Origin of the sequence: Allobosea sp. 47.2.35, from assembly GCF_024655635.1 — a bacterium.
GTDB lineage: Bacteria > Pseudomonadota > Alphaproteobacteria > Rhizobiales > Beijerinckiaceae > Allobosea.
In genome coordinates this window covers 109,314-124,371 of record NZ_JANLGI010000011.1, presented here as the reverse complement: position 1 = coordinate 124,371, position 15,058 = coordinate 109,314, and the positions used below count along the sequence as shown (strand labels likewise).

Sequence of the window (15,058 nt, the reverse complement as noted above, 5' to 3'; positions counted from 1 at the left end):
CCAAGTCTCAAGGGCGCACAAGCGCGAGATGAGAGGCTCTCGCAGCGCCTCGCTTGCCGCGCGATCCTGCCGACATCTTGCGTACACCGGCTTCGGAAGGCCCCGATGACGCGGCCGATGCCTCGTTCCGAGCACCTCGCCGCGCCCCGGGGCGCGGCTCCTTGCGTGCGCCATCGACGGCCATGGCTTCGGATGTTGCGCCCTCTCCGGCCAATGCCGCGAGATATTGCCGCGTCCACCAGTCGATGTCGGTGGCTGCAATGATGGAATAAAGCCGCTCGAAGCGCCGGATGCGCTCCGTCTTCGGCATGGCCAGCGCGGTGCGGATCGCTTCCGCCACCTCGTGCGAATCGAAGGGATTGACGATCAGCGCCTCGCCCATCTGCTGGGCGGCGCCGGCGAAGCGCGAGAGCACGAGCACGCCGGGATCGGCTGGGTCCTGGGCCGCGACATATTCCTTGGCGACGAGGTTCATGCCGTCGCGCATCGGCGTGACCAGCCCGACCTGCGCGCGGCGGTAGAAGCCAGCCAGCGCCTTGCGCGAATAGGCTTTCTTGACGACGCGGATCGGCGTCCAGTCGAATTCGCCGAGCTGAGCGTTGAGGCGCCCGGCGACCTCGTCCGACTGGCGGTCGAGCTCGGCATATTCCGGCACGTCGCTGCGCGAGGGTGGCGCGATCTGCAACAGGCTGACCCGGCCGCGATCCTCGGGGTGGTTGCGCAGAAACTCACCGAAGGCTTCGAGGCGCTGCACGATGCCCTTGGAATAGTCGAGCCGGTCGACGCCGATGACGAGCTTGCGTTCGCCGAGCGATTCCCGCGTCGCGCGCAAGGGCGTCGCCGCCTGACGAACGGACGCGGCCGCGAGCTTGCGGAAGCCCTCGACATCGATGCCGATCGGGAAGGTCTGCACGGACGTCTCGCGAGTACCCAGCCTGATGCGCTTTCCGTGCGAGCGGGCACCGCAGAGTGAAACCAGCCCGCCGATCAGGTTGCGGGCATCGACCTCGGTCTGCATCCCTACGAGATCATAGGCCGCCATGGTGCGGATCAGGGTCGCGCTGAAGGGCAAGGCACCGACGACATCGGCCGCCGGCCAGGGGATGTGGTGGAAATAGCCGATCCGGTTGGTGACGCCGCGCCGACGCAGTTCCGCCGCCAGCGGAATCAGGTGGTAGTCGTGAATCCAGATGAGGTCGTCGGGCTTGATCAGCCCGGCGAGCGCACGGGCGAAGCGGCGATTGACGCCGAGATAGCCCATGTAGTCGCTGCGCTGGAACTCGGTCAGGCCAAGCCGGTAATGCATCAGCGGCCAGAGCGCCCGGTTCGAGAAGCCGAGATAATAGCTCTGGCGCTCGGCCTCGCTGAGATCGGTCACGGCATAGGTGACATTGCCGTGCTCGACCTGCCGGACCTGTGTCTGGGCGCTCTCGCTGACGCCGCCACTCCAGCCGAACCAGAGGCCGCCGCGCTGCTCCAGCGCCTCGCGCAGGGCAACCGCCAACCCTCCCGCCATCACCTTTTCATGGCGATCGGGAATCGTGACCCGGTTGGAAACGATGACAAGACGCATGGACGAGCATTCTCCGGCAGGGGCCGCCCGCATTTCGCCATCGGCGGCAGGAACAGAACGCTTCCGAAAGCGTAATGTTTCCGTGGTGCGGACGCGGTCACATGGCAGCGCTGTGGCAGCCGTGCGGTGAAATCGCGACCGCCATGGTAGGCTTTCGACAGATCGAGGCAACCCCTCGAACCCTATTTTCGACGCGGCGGCCGCCGCGCGATAAGACAGAAAAGGATGCCCCCGGCTGCTTGGCCGCGCTTCTGCCGCCTTCTCTGCCCAGATACGAGATGATGACCACCTTGATCGAACCCGACATCGCCGCGAGCTCTCACGAGATCGCTCCCATCGACCGCGAAATCGCTCTATTCCTCGATTTCGACGGAACGCTTGTGGAAATCGCGCCTTCGCCGGACGATGTCCGCCTCGACCGGCGGGTCGCTCCAGCGCTGACAGCGCTGCGGGCCCAGCTCGGCGGCGCGCTCGCCCTCGTCTCCGGCCGGCCGATCGGCTTTCTCGACGGCGTGCTGGCCCCGCACCGCTTCGACATCGCCGGGCTGCATGGCGCCCAGATCCGGGTCGACGACGAAATCCGCTCGCAGGCCGATACGCATGAGGGCATGCGCGCGACCCTGCGCGATCTCGTCCGCTTCGCCAACAGCCATGTCGGCATCATCGTCGAGGACAAGCGCATTTCCGTTGCGCTGCATTGGCGCCTCGCTCCCGCGCTGGAAGAGGAGGCGCTCACCCTGATGCGCGGCATTGCCGCGCGGATGGGGCCGGGCATGCGCCTGCAGGAAGGCAAGTCCGTCGCGGAGCTGGTTCCGGCCGGCGCCAGCAAGGGCAGCGCCATCGCCTGGCTGATGGCGACCCCGACCTATGCCGGGCGCCAGCCGGTCTTCATCGGCGACGACATCACCGATGAGGACGGATTCGAGGCCGTCAACGCCATGGGCGGCGTCTCCGTGCGCATCGGCGCGGACCGCGAGAGCCACGCCACCTGCCGGCTCGCCTCGCCGACGGTGCTGCGTCACATCCTTCTCGAAGCCGCCGAAAGCGGCCATCTTTCCGCTGCCAGCTTCAAGCAGGACTGACCGACCATGACCGTTACGACCTCGACTGCGGGGCATCACTCCGCCTCGCTCGACCTCGGCGTGATCGGCAATTGCTCGATCGCCGCGCTCGTCGACCGCCGCGCCCGGATCGTCTGGGGCTGCTTCCCGCGCTTCGACCGCGATCCAGTGTTCTGCTCGCTGATCGACAACCAGGCCGAGGATGGCGATGCCGAGCCCGAGAAGGGCTTCTTCGGCATCGAGCTCGTCGGCATGACGCGCTGCGAGCAGGGCTATCTCGACAACACCGCGATCCTGTCCTCCGTGCTCTCGGACGACCAGGGCAATGCGATCGAGATCCTCGATTTCGCGCCGCGCTTCGTGCGCTACGAGCGCTTCTTCCGGCCGCCGCAGCTGGTGCGGCGGGTCCGGCGCGTCTCCGGGCGGCCACGCATCCGTGTGCTGGTCAAGCCTAGCCTCGGCATCGGCGAGGAGCCCGATGAGATCACGCGCGGCTCCAACCATGTCCGCTATGTCGGCGCCGATCAGACAATCCGGCTGACGACCAATGCGCCGCTGTCCTATGTCGTCGAAGGCACGCCCTTCGCCGTAGACCAGGCCTATTCCTTCTTCATCGGCTCGGACGAGGCGCTGCGCGCCGAGATCGAGACGACCTCGCGCGAGTTCCTCGACAAGACCACCGACTATTGGCGCGACTGGGTGCGTTCGCTCTCGATCCCCTTCGAGTACCAGAAGGAGGTGATCCGGGCCGCGATCACGCTGAAGCTCTGTTCCTTCGAGGAGACAGGGGCCATCGTCGCGGCTCTCACCACCTCGATTCCAGAAGCGCCGGGCACGCAGCGCAACTGGGACTACCGCTATTGCTGGCTGCGCGACGCCTATTTCGTCGTGCATGCGCTGAACCGGCTCGGCACGACGCGGACGATGGAGGACTATCTCGGCTTCATCACCAATATCGTCGACACCTTCTCCGAGAGTGGTGCCGAGCACCTGCCGCCGCTCTATCCGATCACGCGCGGCGGCACGCTCACCGAGTTCGAGGCCAGCAACCTGTCAGGCTATCGCGGGCACCAGCCGGTGCGCTTCGGCAACGGCGCGGCGACTCAGATCCAGAACGATGGCTATGGAGCGGTCGTGCTGGCGGCGACGCATTCCTTCTTCGACCGGCGCTTGATCCAGCCAGGCAAGGAGGCCTTGTTCGGGCAGCTCGAACGCATGGGCGAGCTTGCCATCGCCTATTTCGACAAGCCCGATGCCGGCCCTTGGGAGCTGCGCGAGAAGGAGGCGGTGCATTCCTTCTCCAGCGTGATGTGCTGGGCGGCCTGCGACCGGCTCGCCCGCATCGCCGGCACGCTCGGTCGCGCCGACCGGAAGGAATACTGGAAGGGCGAGGCCAAGCGGCTGAAGGCCACCATCGCCGAGCAGATCTGGAACGAGGGCAAGGGCCATTTCGTCTCGACCTTCGGCGGCGAGGACCTCGACGCCACCCTGCTGCTGCTGGCCGAGCTCGGCTTCGTCAAGCCGGACGATGCCCGCTTCGTCGCCACCGTCGAGGCGATCGGCCGCGACCTCAAGCGCGGCGACCTCCTGCTGCGCTACGCCACGCAGGACGATTTCGGCTACATGCATACCGGCTTCCTGATCTGCGCCTTCTGGTATGTCGATGCGCTGAACGCCATCGGGCGCAGTGAGGAAGCGAAAGAGCTATTCGGGCGCATCCTGCAGCGACGCAACAGCTTCGGCCTGCTCTCGGAGGATGCCGACCTGAAGACCGGCGAGCTCTGGGGCAATTTCCCGCAGACCTATTCGCATGTCGGCCTGATCAACTGCGCGATGCGCCTGAGCCGGGATTGGGAAGAGGCGTTCTGATCCCCTCCCCGGTAGGTGATCGTTCAGCGCGGCGTACCGAAGCGGAAGGCGATCGGGATCACCCCATAGACCATCGCAAGCACCATCGGCGGCACGGCCAAAGCCGTGACGCCAAAAATGGGCCAGCCCGCGGTGAAGGGCGAGAGCAAGGCCAGCATCAGATTGATCGCCGCATAAGCCCCAACGGTCGCTACCATCAGGAAACGCAGGCGCGAGACAAAGCGGGACCAGAGTGAAAGAGCCATCGGGCTTCTCCATTTAACGAAACGTTTCGTTTCTATTTGTTGATTTAAACGGACCGTTTCGTTATGTCAAAGATCGAAGCGATGGACTGGCGAGGTTCGAGGGAATGGAGACGAAGCCAAAGCGCCGCGCCTCGATCGGCGCGCGTCGTAGCCCCGAGACCGAGGCAGCCGTGAAGGACGCCGCCAGAGCCGTACTGGCGGAGAAGGGCTATGCGGGCTTCTCGATCGAGGAGGTCGCGCGCCGTGCAGGCGCCGGCAAGCCGACGATCTATCGCTGGTGGCCGAACAAGGCCGACCTGTTCATCGCGATCTACGGAGCGAACAAGGATGCGGCCATCCCCGTCCCGGACGAGGGCTCGCTGCGCGCCGATCTGCTGCGCTACACGAGGGATCTCTGGCGCTTCTGGCGCGAGGATACCGCCGGACGCGTCTTCAAGGGGCTGATCGCCGAAGCGCAGACCAGCGACAGCGCGCTCGACGCGCTGCGCTTCAAGTTCATGCCGGAACGGCTGGCGGCTCCGCGGGAGATCTTCGTGCGTGCTGCCGAGCGTGGCGAATTCGAGCCCGATGAGATCGACGACCGGCTGGAGCTATGGGTCGCCTTCAACTGGCTGCATGCGCTGACTGACCGGCTGAACGAAGACGAGCCCTCGCTCAGCCGCAAGATCGACCTGCTCTGCCGTTAGTGCCCGGTCATTCCACCCTGGCTGCCGCGCGCATCACGGCAAGCGCCAACGTCTGCGCCGCCGGGACGATGCTCTCGACCTCCAGGAACTCGTCCGGGGTATGGGCCATGCCGCCGATCGGGCCGACGCTGCACAAGGTCGGGGTGCCTTGCGCGGCGGTGAAGCCGGAATCGGCGCAGCCGCCGGTGAATTCCGCGGTGACGCCGATGCCGAAAGCGGCCGCCGCCTCGCGGTAGGTGTCGTAAAGCGCAGCCGATTCCGAGGAGCGCTCCAGCGGCAGGAACTCGCCCTTGATCGAGAGCACGGCGCTGGTACCGGCAACTTCCGGCGCCTCGACGATTGCCTTGATCTTGCCGACCATCTCGTCGCGCTGGGCGGCGGTGACATAGCGCAGGTCGATCTCGCACCAGGCGCTGGGCGCGATGGTGTTGACGGTCTGGCCGCCGCCGATCAGGCCGACATTGACGGTGATGCCCTTTTCAAGATCGGTGAGGCCCTGGAGCTTCGGGATCTTGTGGCCGAGATCGACGATGGCCGAGGCGCCCTTCTCGTAATTCGCGCCGGAATGGGCCGGCTTGCCGGTGAATTCGGCGCGCATGAAGACGCCGCCCTTGCGGCCGCTGGTGACGGACTGCCTGTGGTCCTTCGCGAAATCGGTGCCGGCCGGCAGGCGGCTGGGCTCGGCATTGAAGACGCAGCGCGACTCGCGCGCGGCAGCCTCGATGACCGGGCGCGAGGACGGCGAGCCGATTTCCTCGTCGCTGGTCGTCAGCATCAGGAGCGGCGCTGCGAGGCCGCCGCATTCGGCAAAGGCCGCGGCGACGAAGGCCGAGATCATCACGCCCGCCTTCATGTCGGCTACGCCCGGCCCATAGGCGCGCGAGCCCTTGATGGTGAAGGGCCGACGCGTCGGCTCGCCCTGCGGGAAGACGGTGTCGCGATGGCCGAGCAGCATGACCGGGCGCTGGTCGTTGGCCGTTGGATTGGGCAGGCGCGCCCGAACCGCATCGCCGAAGCGGCTATCCGGCACGACCTCGACCTCGAGCCCGTTCGCCCGGTGGAAGCGGGCGACGACATCGCCGGCCCGGTCGACGCCGGCCTTGTCGTAGGAGCCGGAATCCGTATCGACCAGCTCGCGCAGCAGCGCGACCATGCCCTCCTTGCGGCTCGCCAGCCACTCGGTGACCTTCTTCTCCTCGGGGGTCAGGGCGCTCATCAGCTCACTCGCATTCGTTCCGGATGGGACAATACGGGCAGCTTATCGCCATTGCCGCGAGCGGCAATGGCGGGCGGCGGCGGCCATGCAATTCATGTTGCGCATGGCCTCGACCGAAAGCCTATTTCGGCGCGGCCATCCGCCGGATCAGGGCGTCGCGGGCGGTACGGGCGGCCTCACGGGCAGCTTCATCGAGTTGGCCGCGTGCCGGCTGCTCCAGCGCCTTGGCGTAGTAGCCGAGCGCGAGCTGGTCAGAAGCGATCCCCGCATAGAGGTCGCCCAGCCGCCTATTGGCCTGAACGGCGGCTTCCGACCTTGCCGCAGCAGCTTCGAAGGCACCGATCGCGCCGGGCACGTCGCCCAGCCTGGCCTTCAGCTCCGCACGCGCAAGCAGAAGACGGGGGTCCCCGGCCCTCGCCCCGAGCGCTGCCTCGACATCGACGAGCGCGGCCGCCGCATCGCCCTGCCCGAGCCGGGCATCGCTGCGCAACAACAGGGCATCGGCATCGCCGGGAGCTGCCGCAAGCCGGGCCGTCGCATCCGCCGCCGCCTCGGCAAAGCGCCCAAGGCCGAGCCTCGCCTTGGCGCGCAGCAGCAGCAGGTCCGCTTCCGGCGAAGGGGCTGCGAGCGCGGCGGTGGCGAAACGCTCGGCGGCGGCGGGATCACCGGTCGCGAGATTGATCCGGGCTGCCAGCGCCTGCCAACGCGGCTCGTTCGGCTCGATCCGCAGGGCCATCGCGATATCGCTCAGGGCGGCCGGATTGTCGGAGCGCAGGTTCAGCGCGGCCCGCTCGGCATAGGCGCGCGCCCGGTCCGGCGCCAGTTTGATCACCTCGGCGAAGTCAGTGCGCGCGGCATTGACCCGGTTCAATTGTACGCGAGCGATCCCGCGCCACAGGAAGAGGTCGGCGACATGGCCCGGAGTCAGGCCGGAGGTCCGGGCCCGGAAAGGAATGGGCACCGCATCGTCGATGACCTTGCTCAGGTCCGATTCCGCTTCGAGCGCATCGCCCAACCGGGCAGCGGCAAGCCCACGCACGGCCTGTGCCGCGATGTTCGAGCGGTTATCGGCAAGCGCGGCAGCGGCCAGTTCCCGCGCGGCCGCCATATCGCCCCGGGCCAAGGCAACGCGCGCCCTCAGGGCCTGCTCGGCATAGGCACCCGGCAAGCGATTGGTCCGCCAGTTGTCGAGAACTGTGACGGCCTCATCGAGCGCGCCGGTTTCGATGAGCGCCACGACGAGATCATCCTCGCCCTGCAGCCCTGAAGGCACGTCCGTCGGCAGACGCGCCCTCTCACGCAGATCCTCCAGCGCCTGAGCGGGCTTCCCAACCATCAGGAAAGCGCTGGCGCGGTCCTCGCGGTAGAACCGTGCCTTCGGATCGTTAGCGACGAGCTCGGTGAGGTCAGCAACCGCCGCCTCGTAGTTCCCCCTGCCCTGGGAGACGGCGGCACGCGCCAGCATGGCCTGCGCCCAAATGCCCTTGTCCGCCCCCGAACGCCGGACAGCGCTGTCGGCATCGGCCCAGGCCCGGTCGAAAGGCGTCAGGTCCTTGCCGTAGCGATAATCCTGCATATGCGCGTAGGCGCGGGCCAGCGTGGCCGGGAGATAGTCGGGCGCCGCCGCCACGGCCAGATCGAAATCGCCTATCTGACTGTCGAAAGGCCGGGCCTTGGCGCGCTCGATCAGCCTGTCCGCCTTGTCCTGCGGCGTCGTCGCGGTTTCGACGAGCCGGTCGCAGCTCTGCATGCGCAAGGGATCGTCGCGCGTCGCGCAGCGCTTCTTCAGCTCGGCCTCGTCGAGATCGGTGACGACGATCGGCTTCGGCTTGTCGAATTCAGCGACGCGAGTCGCATGGCGCTCCCGCGAGGCGATGTCATAGGCCATCTTCGCGTCGGTCCGCGCCGCGGAGCGGGCGAGGATCGCGCGCGCGCCAGGCTGATCGCCCGAGGCGAGCAGGATGTCCGCCTTGAGCTCATGAGCGTCGAACAGGCCGGGATCGAGTTCGATCGCCTTGTCGGCGTCGGCGGTGGCGGCGGCAATATCCTTTGTCGCGAACTTCACCGCGCCGCGCGTCGCATAGGCACGGCCGAAGCGCGGTTGAGCCTCGGCGACCACCTCCGCATCGGCGAGGGCTTCCGGCCATTCGCGGCGGGCCAGCCGCGCGCGGGCGCGGATTTCGATGAGGTCGACCTGCTTCGGGAAGGCGACGAGCCCCTCGGTCGCCTCCTTCGCGGCGGCTTCGAATAGGCCGAGATAGTACAGGCTGCGGGCACGGGTGATGAAGGTCTCGGAGGTGCGGAACCCGCCCTCGCGCCCCTTGTCGATATGCGCGACGGCATCGGTATAACGGCCGGTGGCATAGGCGAGCAGGCCGAGGAGATAGTCGCTGCGCGGATGCTGCTTCTGCCAGAACAGGCCCTTGCGCAAATCCTCGCCCGCGCCAGCGAAATCATATTGCAGCAGCCTGAGATAGCCGCGATTGGCATGGTTGTCCGGGTCGAAGGGATCGTTCTCGATGGCGGCGGTGAAATCCGCCATCGCCCCCTCGCGGTTGCCGAGGGTGAAGCGGACGCGGCCCCGATCCCGGTAGAGCGCCGCAAAGTTTGGCGCGAGGACCAGCGCCTCCGAGTAATCCTTCTCAGCCTCGGCCGGGCGGCCGAGCGACAATTGGGTATGGCCGCGCGCGACATGGGCCATCGCCTTGACCTTGCGATCGACCCTCCCCTTCAGGATGGCGTTGCAGGCAGCGAGCCCCTTCTCGGTGCGGTCATCCTTGCAGAGCGCGACATTTCCCGCCTTCTGGGCGAAGGCCGGCCGGGTGCCCACAGCGCAGAGCAGCGACAAGGCGAGGACAAGGAGCGCCATCCGCCAGAGCGAGCAAGGCATGCCGACCTCCCTGACAACAACGCTCCGATGACGGAATGACGTTTGGAGAGGCTACCATGCTGCAGGGATGGCGTCATGCCGTCCCCCGAATGAACGATCCGGAGACAGGAAGCCGCTCAGGCGATGCCGGCATACCAGGCGAGGACATAGGCGAGCGTGCCCGCCGCCATCGGCACGAGCGGATTGACCTTCGAGCGATAGGTGACGATCGCAGTCGCGACCGTGATCGCGTAGCCGGCGAGGCCGGCATCGGCGGCGAGCGTCGCGACCACGCCGCTCGCCAGCATCAGGCCGAGCGCGATCGGCACCAGCGCGAGCGTCATGATCCGGACGAGGCGGCTGCCGCCATAACGCTGCAAGCCGCGGCTGGAGGCCAGCGCCAGCAGACAGGACGGCAGCAGAAGCGCGGTCGTCGCGACCAGCAGGCCGGCCATGCCGGCGACATGCCAGCCGATGATGCTGCCGAGCATGATGTTGGGGCCGGGCGCGGTCTGTGCGATGGCGAAGAGACGGGCGAAGGTCGGCGCATCCATCCAGCCGAGGAGATCGACGACCTGGCGGTGGATTTCCGGCACGACCGCATTGGCGCCGCCGATCGCCATCAACGAGATCGTGCCGAAGGTTACGACCAGCTGGAGGAAGACACTGTGTTCCATCAGGCCCGCCGCACTCCCAGTGTTGCCGCGGCGAGGCCGAGTGGCACGAGGACCAGCAAGGTCGGCAGCATCGGCAAGCGCAGCAGGCCGACCGCGATAAAGGCGGCCGCGGCCATGATCCAGGCCCAGCGCGCGAGGCCTGCTTTCGTCAGGAGCCGGACGGCCGTACCGAGAATGAGCCCGGCGGCACTGGCAGCGGCGCCGGTCAGGGCGACCTGCGCCAGCGGATGGCTGGAGACCGCGTCATAGGCATTCGCGAGCCCGACGAGGCAGAGCAACGGCATCGCCATCAGCGCGAAGACGCAGGTCAAGGCGCCGATGCCGCCGCGGAAGCGATCGCCCAGCATCACCGCCGCATTGACGGTGTTGGCGCCCGGCAACGCCTGGCAGATCCCGATCAATTCGGCATAGCCGCGATCGTCGAGCCAGTTGCGCTCGGTGACAATGATGTGGCGCGCGATCGGCCCGACGCCGCCGAAGCCCATCAGCCCGATCTTGAGGAAGCCGGTGAACAGGTCCGACAGGCTCGGCCGGGGCGCTTCCGATGCGGTGTCGAGGCTCGACATTCGGGACGGCTAGCGCCGCGATTCCATCGCCATGCGCAGCGCAAAGCCGGCAAGCACCGTGCCCATGAGCCAGCGCTGGACCAGCGACCAGAAGGGCCGCGTTTTCAGGAACACCGCAATGCTGCCGGCGGCTGTCGCGATCAGGGCGTTGACGCTGCCGCTGATCGCGATCTGGACGAAGCCGAGCACGACCGATTGGGAGAGCACGTTGCCGGCGGCCGGATCGATGAATTGCGGCAGGAGCGCGAGATAGAACATCGCGATCTTCGGATTGAGCAGGCTGGTCAGGAAGCCCATGGCGAAGAGCTTGCGCGGCCCGTCATGGGGCAAATCGCGGACATGGAAGGGCGAGCTGCCGCCCGGCCGCACCGCCTGCCAGGCGAGCCAGAGCAGATAAGCCGCGCCGCCGAGCCTGAGCGCGTCATAGGCATAGGGCACGGCGAAGAGCAGCGCCGTGATGCCGAAGGCGGCGCAGAACATGTAGACGAAAAAGCCGAGGATGACGCCGCCGAGCGAGATCAGGCCGGCGCCCCTGCCCTGCGCGATCGAGCGCGAGATCAGGTAGATCATGTTGGGGCCGGGCGTCAGCACCATGCCGAGCGCGATCAGCGAGAAGGTGATGAGGGTCGTCGTCTCGGGCATGGACAAGCGCTCCGGCGGAACTCAGCGCTTGGACCATGGATCGCGATAGCCGGCAATCGGCTGCGCCATGGGAGCGGCTATGCAAACCGTCGATGCGTGCCCCCGCTTCTCCCGAACGGAACCCGCAGCTTCGCTGGAGGTTGTCGCCTGCAAAGCGGGTTGGGGGGAAGACATGACGCTGTTCAGCCGCGTTCTCTACACGGTCATCGCCTTCGCGCTGCTGGGCGCCTCGATCGCCCTGATCGGCGTCGCGGTCTGGCGGACGTCTCAAGGCTTCTGGACCGGCGAAGGCGCGCTCGACACGATGCTCGACGGGATCGGCCTCGTGATCATCGCGGTCGCGGTCGCCGATGTCGGCAAGTTCCTGTTCGAAGAAGAAGTCATCGCCGACCGCGAGATGCGCCACCCGGCCGAGGCGCGGGGATCGCTGACCAAGTTCATGTCGATCATGATCGTGGCGCTCTCGCTGGAATCGCTGGTGCTGATCGCCAAGACCTCGCGAGAGACGATGGGAGATGTGGTCTATCCTGCCCTGCTGATGCTGCTCGCCGTGCTGGCATTGATCGGGCTCGGCCTGTTCCAGAAGCTCAGTCAGAACGCGACCGCAGCCGTGCCGCCAGATCGGGAGAAAGACGATAGCCAAGATGCCGGCGATCGCCCGATCGGAGCGAAGAAGCCGGCCACGCGCGCTAGGCGCCGGAATGGCTTGCCCGCCGCAGAGCCTGCTTAGCGCGGCTCGTCGACGAGGAAGAGATCGGTATCGTCAGGCTTTGCGCCAGCCGCCGTGAGCATGGCGTGGATTTGGCCGCGATGATGGGTCTGGTGATTGAAGAAGTGCACGAGCGCGAAGGCACGCGGCTTGCCCATTTCGCGACCGGCTGCGCCTGAATACCAGATCAACGTGCCGCGCAGCCAATCTGCCGTAACGGTCTCCGCCCAGTCGAGCATGGCCTGATCGCGCATGCGACGACGCGCGCAGAACTGCGCCCAGCCCTCGAAATAGACAGCCGAGTCGCGACCGCCGACAGCCGGCTTCTCGCTGCCGATCAGCCGGCTCAGCCAGGTCTCGTCGGCCCAGAGGATGTGGTTGAAGGTGCCGTGGATCGACTTGAAGAAGGCGCCGCGATCGAGCTTGCGGGCCTCGTCCGTCAACCCGTCCGCAGCCGCGATCAGGCTGCGGTTCTGCCAGGCATTGTAGCGGGCCATGGTCTGGACGAAAGCGGGATCGACCATGGCGGCCTCCTCTCAAGCAGTCGGTTTACCGCATTTTCTTCATGCGAACCGGTATCCACTTCGCTCGAAAATGCTCTGGTCAGATGACGTTGGCCTCCTTGAGCGGCCTCCCCTCCACGATGCGCTCGTGGCCGAGATCGGCAAGGTCGAGCGAGCGATAGCGGCCATGCGCGATATGCTCGGCGAGGCCACGCCCGACCGCGGGGGCCTGCTGCAGGCCGTGGCCGGAGAAGCCGTTGGCGAGGTAGAGGTTGGGCAGGCCGACCGCCGGGCCGATGATGGCGTTGTGGTCGAGCCCGCACATGTCGTAGGGGCCGGCCCAGGCGCGGCCGGGCTTGATCTGCTCGAAAACCGGGATGCGGGTGGCGAGAGCGGGCCAGACCACTTCCTCGAAGAAGCCCCAGTCGACATCCTCGGCGGCCGGATCGTTCTCGATCCATTCGACATCCTGCTCCGGTGTCAAAGGCGAGCAACTGCCGATAAAGAGCTGGCCTTCCGCCGTGCGCTTGCCCTCCTGCCGGCACCAGGCGCCGGTCGTGTCGATCAGCAGCGGGCAGCCATCGACATCGCCCTTGCAGGTGAAGGAGAAGACATAGCGCTTCATCGACTTCACAGGGATCGAGACGCCCGCCGTCGCGGCGAGCCTGGCGCCATAGGTGCCGCTGGCATTGACTACAGCACCGCAGGCGATGCGGCTACCGTCAGTGAGCTCGACCGCGGTGACGCGGCCGCCTTCCGTGACATAACGGGCAACCTCGCCCTGCCGGTACTCGACACCGAGGCTGCGGGCCTTCTTGCGAAAAGCCTGGAGCAGCGCCCAGCCGTCGAACCAGCCCTCGCCGCTGACCCCGAAGGTGCCGCAGGCGAGGTCCTCGGTATTGAGCCAGGGGAAGCGCTGCTTCAGCGTCGCGGGATCGTAGAGGGCGATATCGGCGCCCTCAGCAGCTTGCAGCTTCTGGTTGGCTTCGAGGATCGGCGCGCCGGCCTCGCTCGCGAGATAGAGATAGCCGCCCTCGTGCAGGTCGATCGCCGGAACCTCGCCGTCGACAGCGAGATGCTGGCCGATACTGCGCAGGAAATCGATGCCGAAGAGCGAGATTCGGATATTCACCGCACTGGAGAATTGCTGCCGGATCGAGGCGGCGGAGAGCGCGGAGGCCGAGAAGCGGTAGGTCGGGTCCTTCTCGATCACCACGACCTTGCCGGTGAAGCCGGGATCGGCGGCGAGATGATAGGCGACGGAGGAGCCGATCGCGGCGCCCCCGCAGATCACGACATCGGCGCTTTCGGAGACGGGCGGCATGGCAGGCCTCGCGCAGCCGGCTTGGTCAGGAAAGCCGGGTTGGTGAATTTCGCGCATGAATGAACGAGCGCGAGGCGCTTGTCGAGAGGCGCCTCAGTTCGGCGGCGTGCATTCTCCGAGCAGCCAGTCGCGGAAGGCGATCACGGTCGGCAGATTGGCCTTCTCTTCGGGATAGACGAGATAGTAGCCGTCCTTGCCGGTCACAGGCCGGTCGATCGGGATGACGAGCGAACCGGAGCGCAGTTCCTCCTCGACCAAGAAGCGCGGCACGATGGCGAGCCCGAGGCCAGCCACCGCAGCCTGCGCGATCATGGCGAACTGCTCGAAGCGCGGCCCCATCAAGGCGCGCTCCGGCGCCAATCCCTGCTGCTCCAGCCAGTTCGCCCAGGCGCGCGGCCGGGTCGATTGCTGCAACAGCGGCGCACGCAGCATGTCAGCCGCCTCCGTGATCCCGATGCGCGCCAGCAGCGAGGGCGCGGCCACCGGCACAACCTCCTCGCCCATCAGGCGGTGGAGCCTTGCGCCGGGCCAGTTCTCCGCGCCGAAATGCACGGCGGCATCGACCTGCTCGCGAGCGAAATCGAAAGGCACCAGCCGCGTGGTGAAATTGATGGTGATGCCGGGATGCGCCTCGGTGAAGCGCGGCAGGCGCGGGATCAGCCAGCGCGTGCCGAAGGTCGGCAAGGTCGCGAGATTGAGCACGCCGGCGGCACCGCGAAAGGCCATGGCGGAGACGGTCGCGGCAGCAAGGCGGGACAGGCCATCGCGGATGTCGTTGGCATAGGCTGCTCCCGCCGCCGTCAGGCTGACGCGCTTCTTGACGCGCTCGAACAGGCTGACGCCGAGCACCTTTTCGAGATGCGCGACCTGCCGGCTGACCGCGCCTTGCGTCAGATTCAGCTCCTCCGCCGCACGCGTGAAACTGCCATGCCGGGCCGCGGCCTCGAAGGCGGCGAGCGAAGACAGCGAGGGCACCGAGAGGCGGCCGGGAACGAGCGCATCATCCATGATAAATTCTCATCAAGTCGTGAGAACATATCGGTTGCCGTCGCGCCATGAAAGAGGGCATTGTTCGGGCCTCAAGCGCGGCGGCCTCCGGTTCCCGCGCTTTTATGTCA

The 15,058-nt window shown here is 66.9% G+C and carries 14 protein-coding genes; 4 read left to right on the top strand and 10 right to left on the bottom strand.

The window, feature by feature from the left end:
• Positions 1 to 7: 7 nt before the first annotated feature.
• Positions 8 to 1,573: an alpha,alpha-trehalose-phosphate synthase (UDP-forming) gene (locus NUV79_RS15200; RefSeq protein ID WP_257733936.1), complete on the bottom strand. Its 1,566-nt coding sequence runs from the start codon at positions 1,571 to 1,573 to the stop codon at positions 8 to 10.
• A 281-nt stretch (positions 1,574 to 1,854) separates the two neighbouring features.
• Here NUV79_RS15200 and otsB point away from each other — a divergent pair, with 281 nt between their 5' ends.
• Both otsB and NUV79_RS15190 read left to right on the top strand, forming a co-directional pair.
• On the top strand, positions 1,855 to 2,655 hold the full coding sequence (gene otsB / locus NUV79_RS15195; protein ID WP_257733935.1) for a trehalose-phosphatase: 801 nt from the start codon (positions 1,855 to 1,857) through the stop codon (positions 2,653 to 2,655).
• Positions 2,656 to 2,661: 6 nt separating this feature from the next.
• Positions 2,662 to 4,503: a glycoside hydrolase family 15 protein gene (locus tag NUV79_RS15190; protein WP_257733934.1), complete on the top strand. Its 1,842-nt coding sequence runs from the start codon at positions 2,662 to 2,664 to the stop codon at positions 4,501 to 4,503.
• Between the two features lie 23 nt (positions 4,504 to 4,526).
• Here the strand turns inward: NUV79_RS15190 and NUV79_RS15185 are convergent, their stop codons facing one another.
• The gene (locus NUV79_RS15185; protein WP_257733933.1) at positions 4,527 to 4,748 is read right to left on the bottom strand and encodes a putative antibiotic biosynthesis monooxygenase; all 222 of its coding nucleotides are present in this window, start codon (positions 4,746 to 4,748) and stop codon (positions 4,527 to 4,529) included.
• Positions 4,749 to 4,852: 104 nt separating this feature from the next.
• On the opposite strand from NUV79_RS15185, the gene NUV79_RS15180 reads away from it, so the two are divergent.
• The gene (locus NUV79_RS15180; protein WP_257733932.1) at positions 4,853 to 5,434 is read left to right on the top strand and encodes a TetR/AcrR family transcriptional regulator; all 582 of its coding nucleotides are present in this window, start codon (positions 4,853 to 4,855) and stop codon (positions 5,432 to 5,434) included.
• Between the two features lie 7 nt (positions 5,435 to 5,441).
• On the opposite strand, the gene NUV79_RS15175 is transcribed toward NUV79_RS15180, so the two are convergent.
• From NUV79_RS15175 to NUV79_RS15155, 5 genes are all read right to left on the bottom strand, one after another.
• Positions 5,442 to 6,650, bottom strand: a complete 1,209-nt coding sequence (locus tag NUV79_RS15175) for a M20 family metallopeptidase (RefSeq protein ID WP_257733931.1) — start codon at positions 6,648 to 6,650, stop codon at positions 5,442 to 5,444.
• Between the two features lie 121 nt (positions 6,651 to 6,771).
• On the bottom strand, positions 6,772 to 9,540 hold the full coding sequence (locus tag NUV79_RS15170) for a tetratricopeptide repeat protein (RefSeq protein WP_257733930.1): 2,769 nt from the start codon (positions 9,538 to 9,540) through the stop codon (positions 6,772 to 6,774).
• Between the two features lie 116 nt (positions 9,541 to 9,656).
• Positions 9,657 to 10,196: a chromate transporter gene (locus tag NUV79_RS15165; RefSeq protein ID WP_257733929.1), complete on the bottom strand. Its 540-nt coding sequence runs from the start codon at positions 10,194 to 10,196 to the stop codon at positions 9,657 to 9,659.
• Complete coding sequence (locus tag NUV79_RS15160; RefSeq protein ID WP_257733928.1) at positions 10,196 to 10,762, bottom strand: chromate transporter; 567 nt, start codon at positions 10,760 to 10,762, stop codon at positions 10,196 to 10,198. The genes NUV79_RS15165 and NUV79_RS15160 overlap by 1 nt, the downstream gene beginning before the upstream one ends.
• Before the next feature lie 9 nt (positions 10,763 to 10,771).
• Positions 10,772 to 11,404: a LysE family translocator gene (locus NUV79_RS15155; RefSeq protein WP_257733927.1), complete on the bottom strand. Its 633-nt coding sequence runs from the start codon at positions 11,402 to 11,404 to the stop codon at positions 10,772 to 10,774.
• Positions 11,405 to 11,576: 172 nt separating this feature from the next.
• Between NUV79_RS15155 and NUV79_RS15150 the strand changes: the two genes are divergently transcribed.
• The gene (locus NUV79_RS15150; protein ID WP_257733926.1) at positions 11,577 to 12,134 is read left to right on the top strand and encodes a GNAT family acetyltransferase; all 558 of its coding nucleotides are present in this window, start codon (positions 11,577 to 11,579) and stop codon (positions 12,132 to 12,134) included.
• Here NUV79_RS15150 and NUV79_RS15145 read toward each other — a convergent pair.
• The 3 genes from NUV79_RS15145 to gcvA form a co-directional block, all read right to left on the bottom strand.
• Positions 12,131 to 12,637, bottom strand: a complete 507-nt coding sequence (locus tag NUV79_RS15145; protein ID WP_257733925.1) for a DinB family protein — start codon at positions 12,635 to 12,637, stop codon at positions 12,131 to 12,133. The two genes, NUV79_RS15150 and NUV79_RS15145, sit on opposite strands and share 4 nt — an antisense overlap.
• Positions 12,638 to 12,716: 79 nt before the next feature.
• Complete coding sequence (locus NUV79_RS15140; RefSeq protein WP_257733924.1) at positions 12,717 to 13,940, bottom strand: NAD(P)/FAD-dependent oxidoreductase; 1,224 nt, start codon at positions 13,938 to 13,940, stop codon at positions 12,717 to 12,719.
• A 93-nt stretch (positions 13,941 to 14,033) separates the two neighbouring features.
• Positions 14,034 to 14,948 (bottom strand): transcriptional regulator GcvA, encoded by a 915-nt coding sequence (gcvA, locus tag NUV79_RS15135; RefSeq protein WP_257733923.1) that lies wholly within the window; start codon positions 14,946 to 14,948, stop codon positions 14,034 to 14,036.
• Between the last annotated feature and the right edge of the window lie 110 nt (positions 14,949 to 15,058).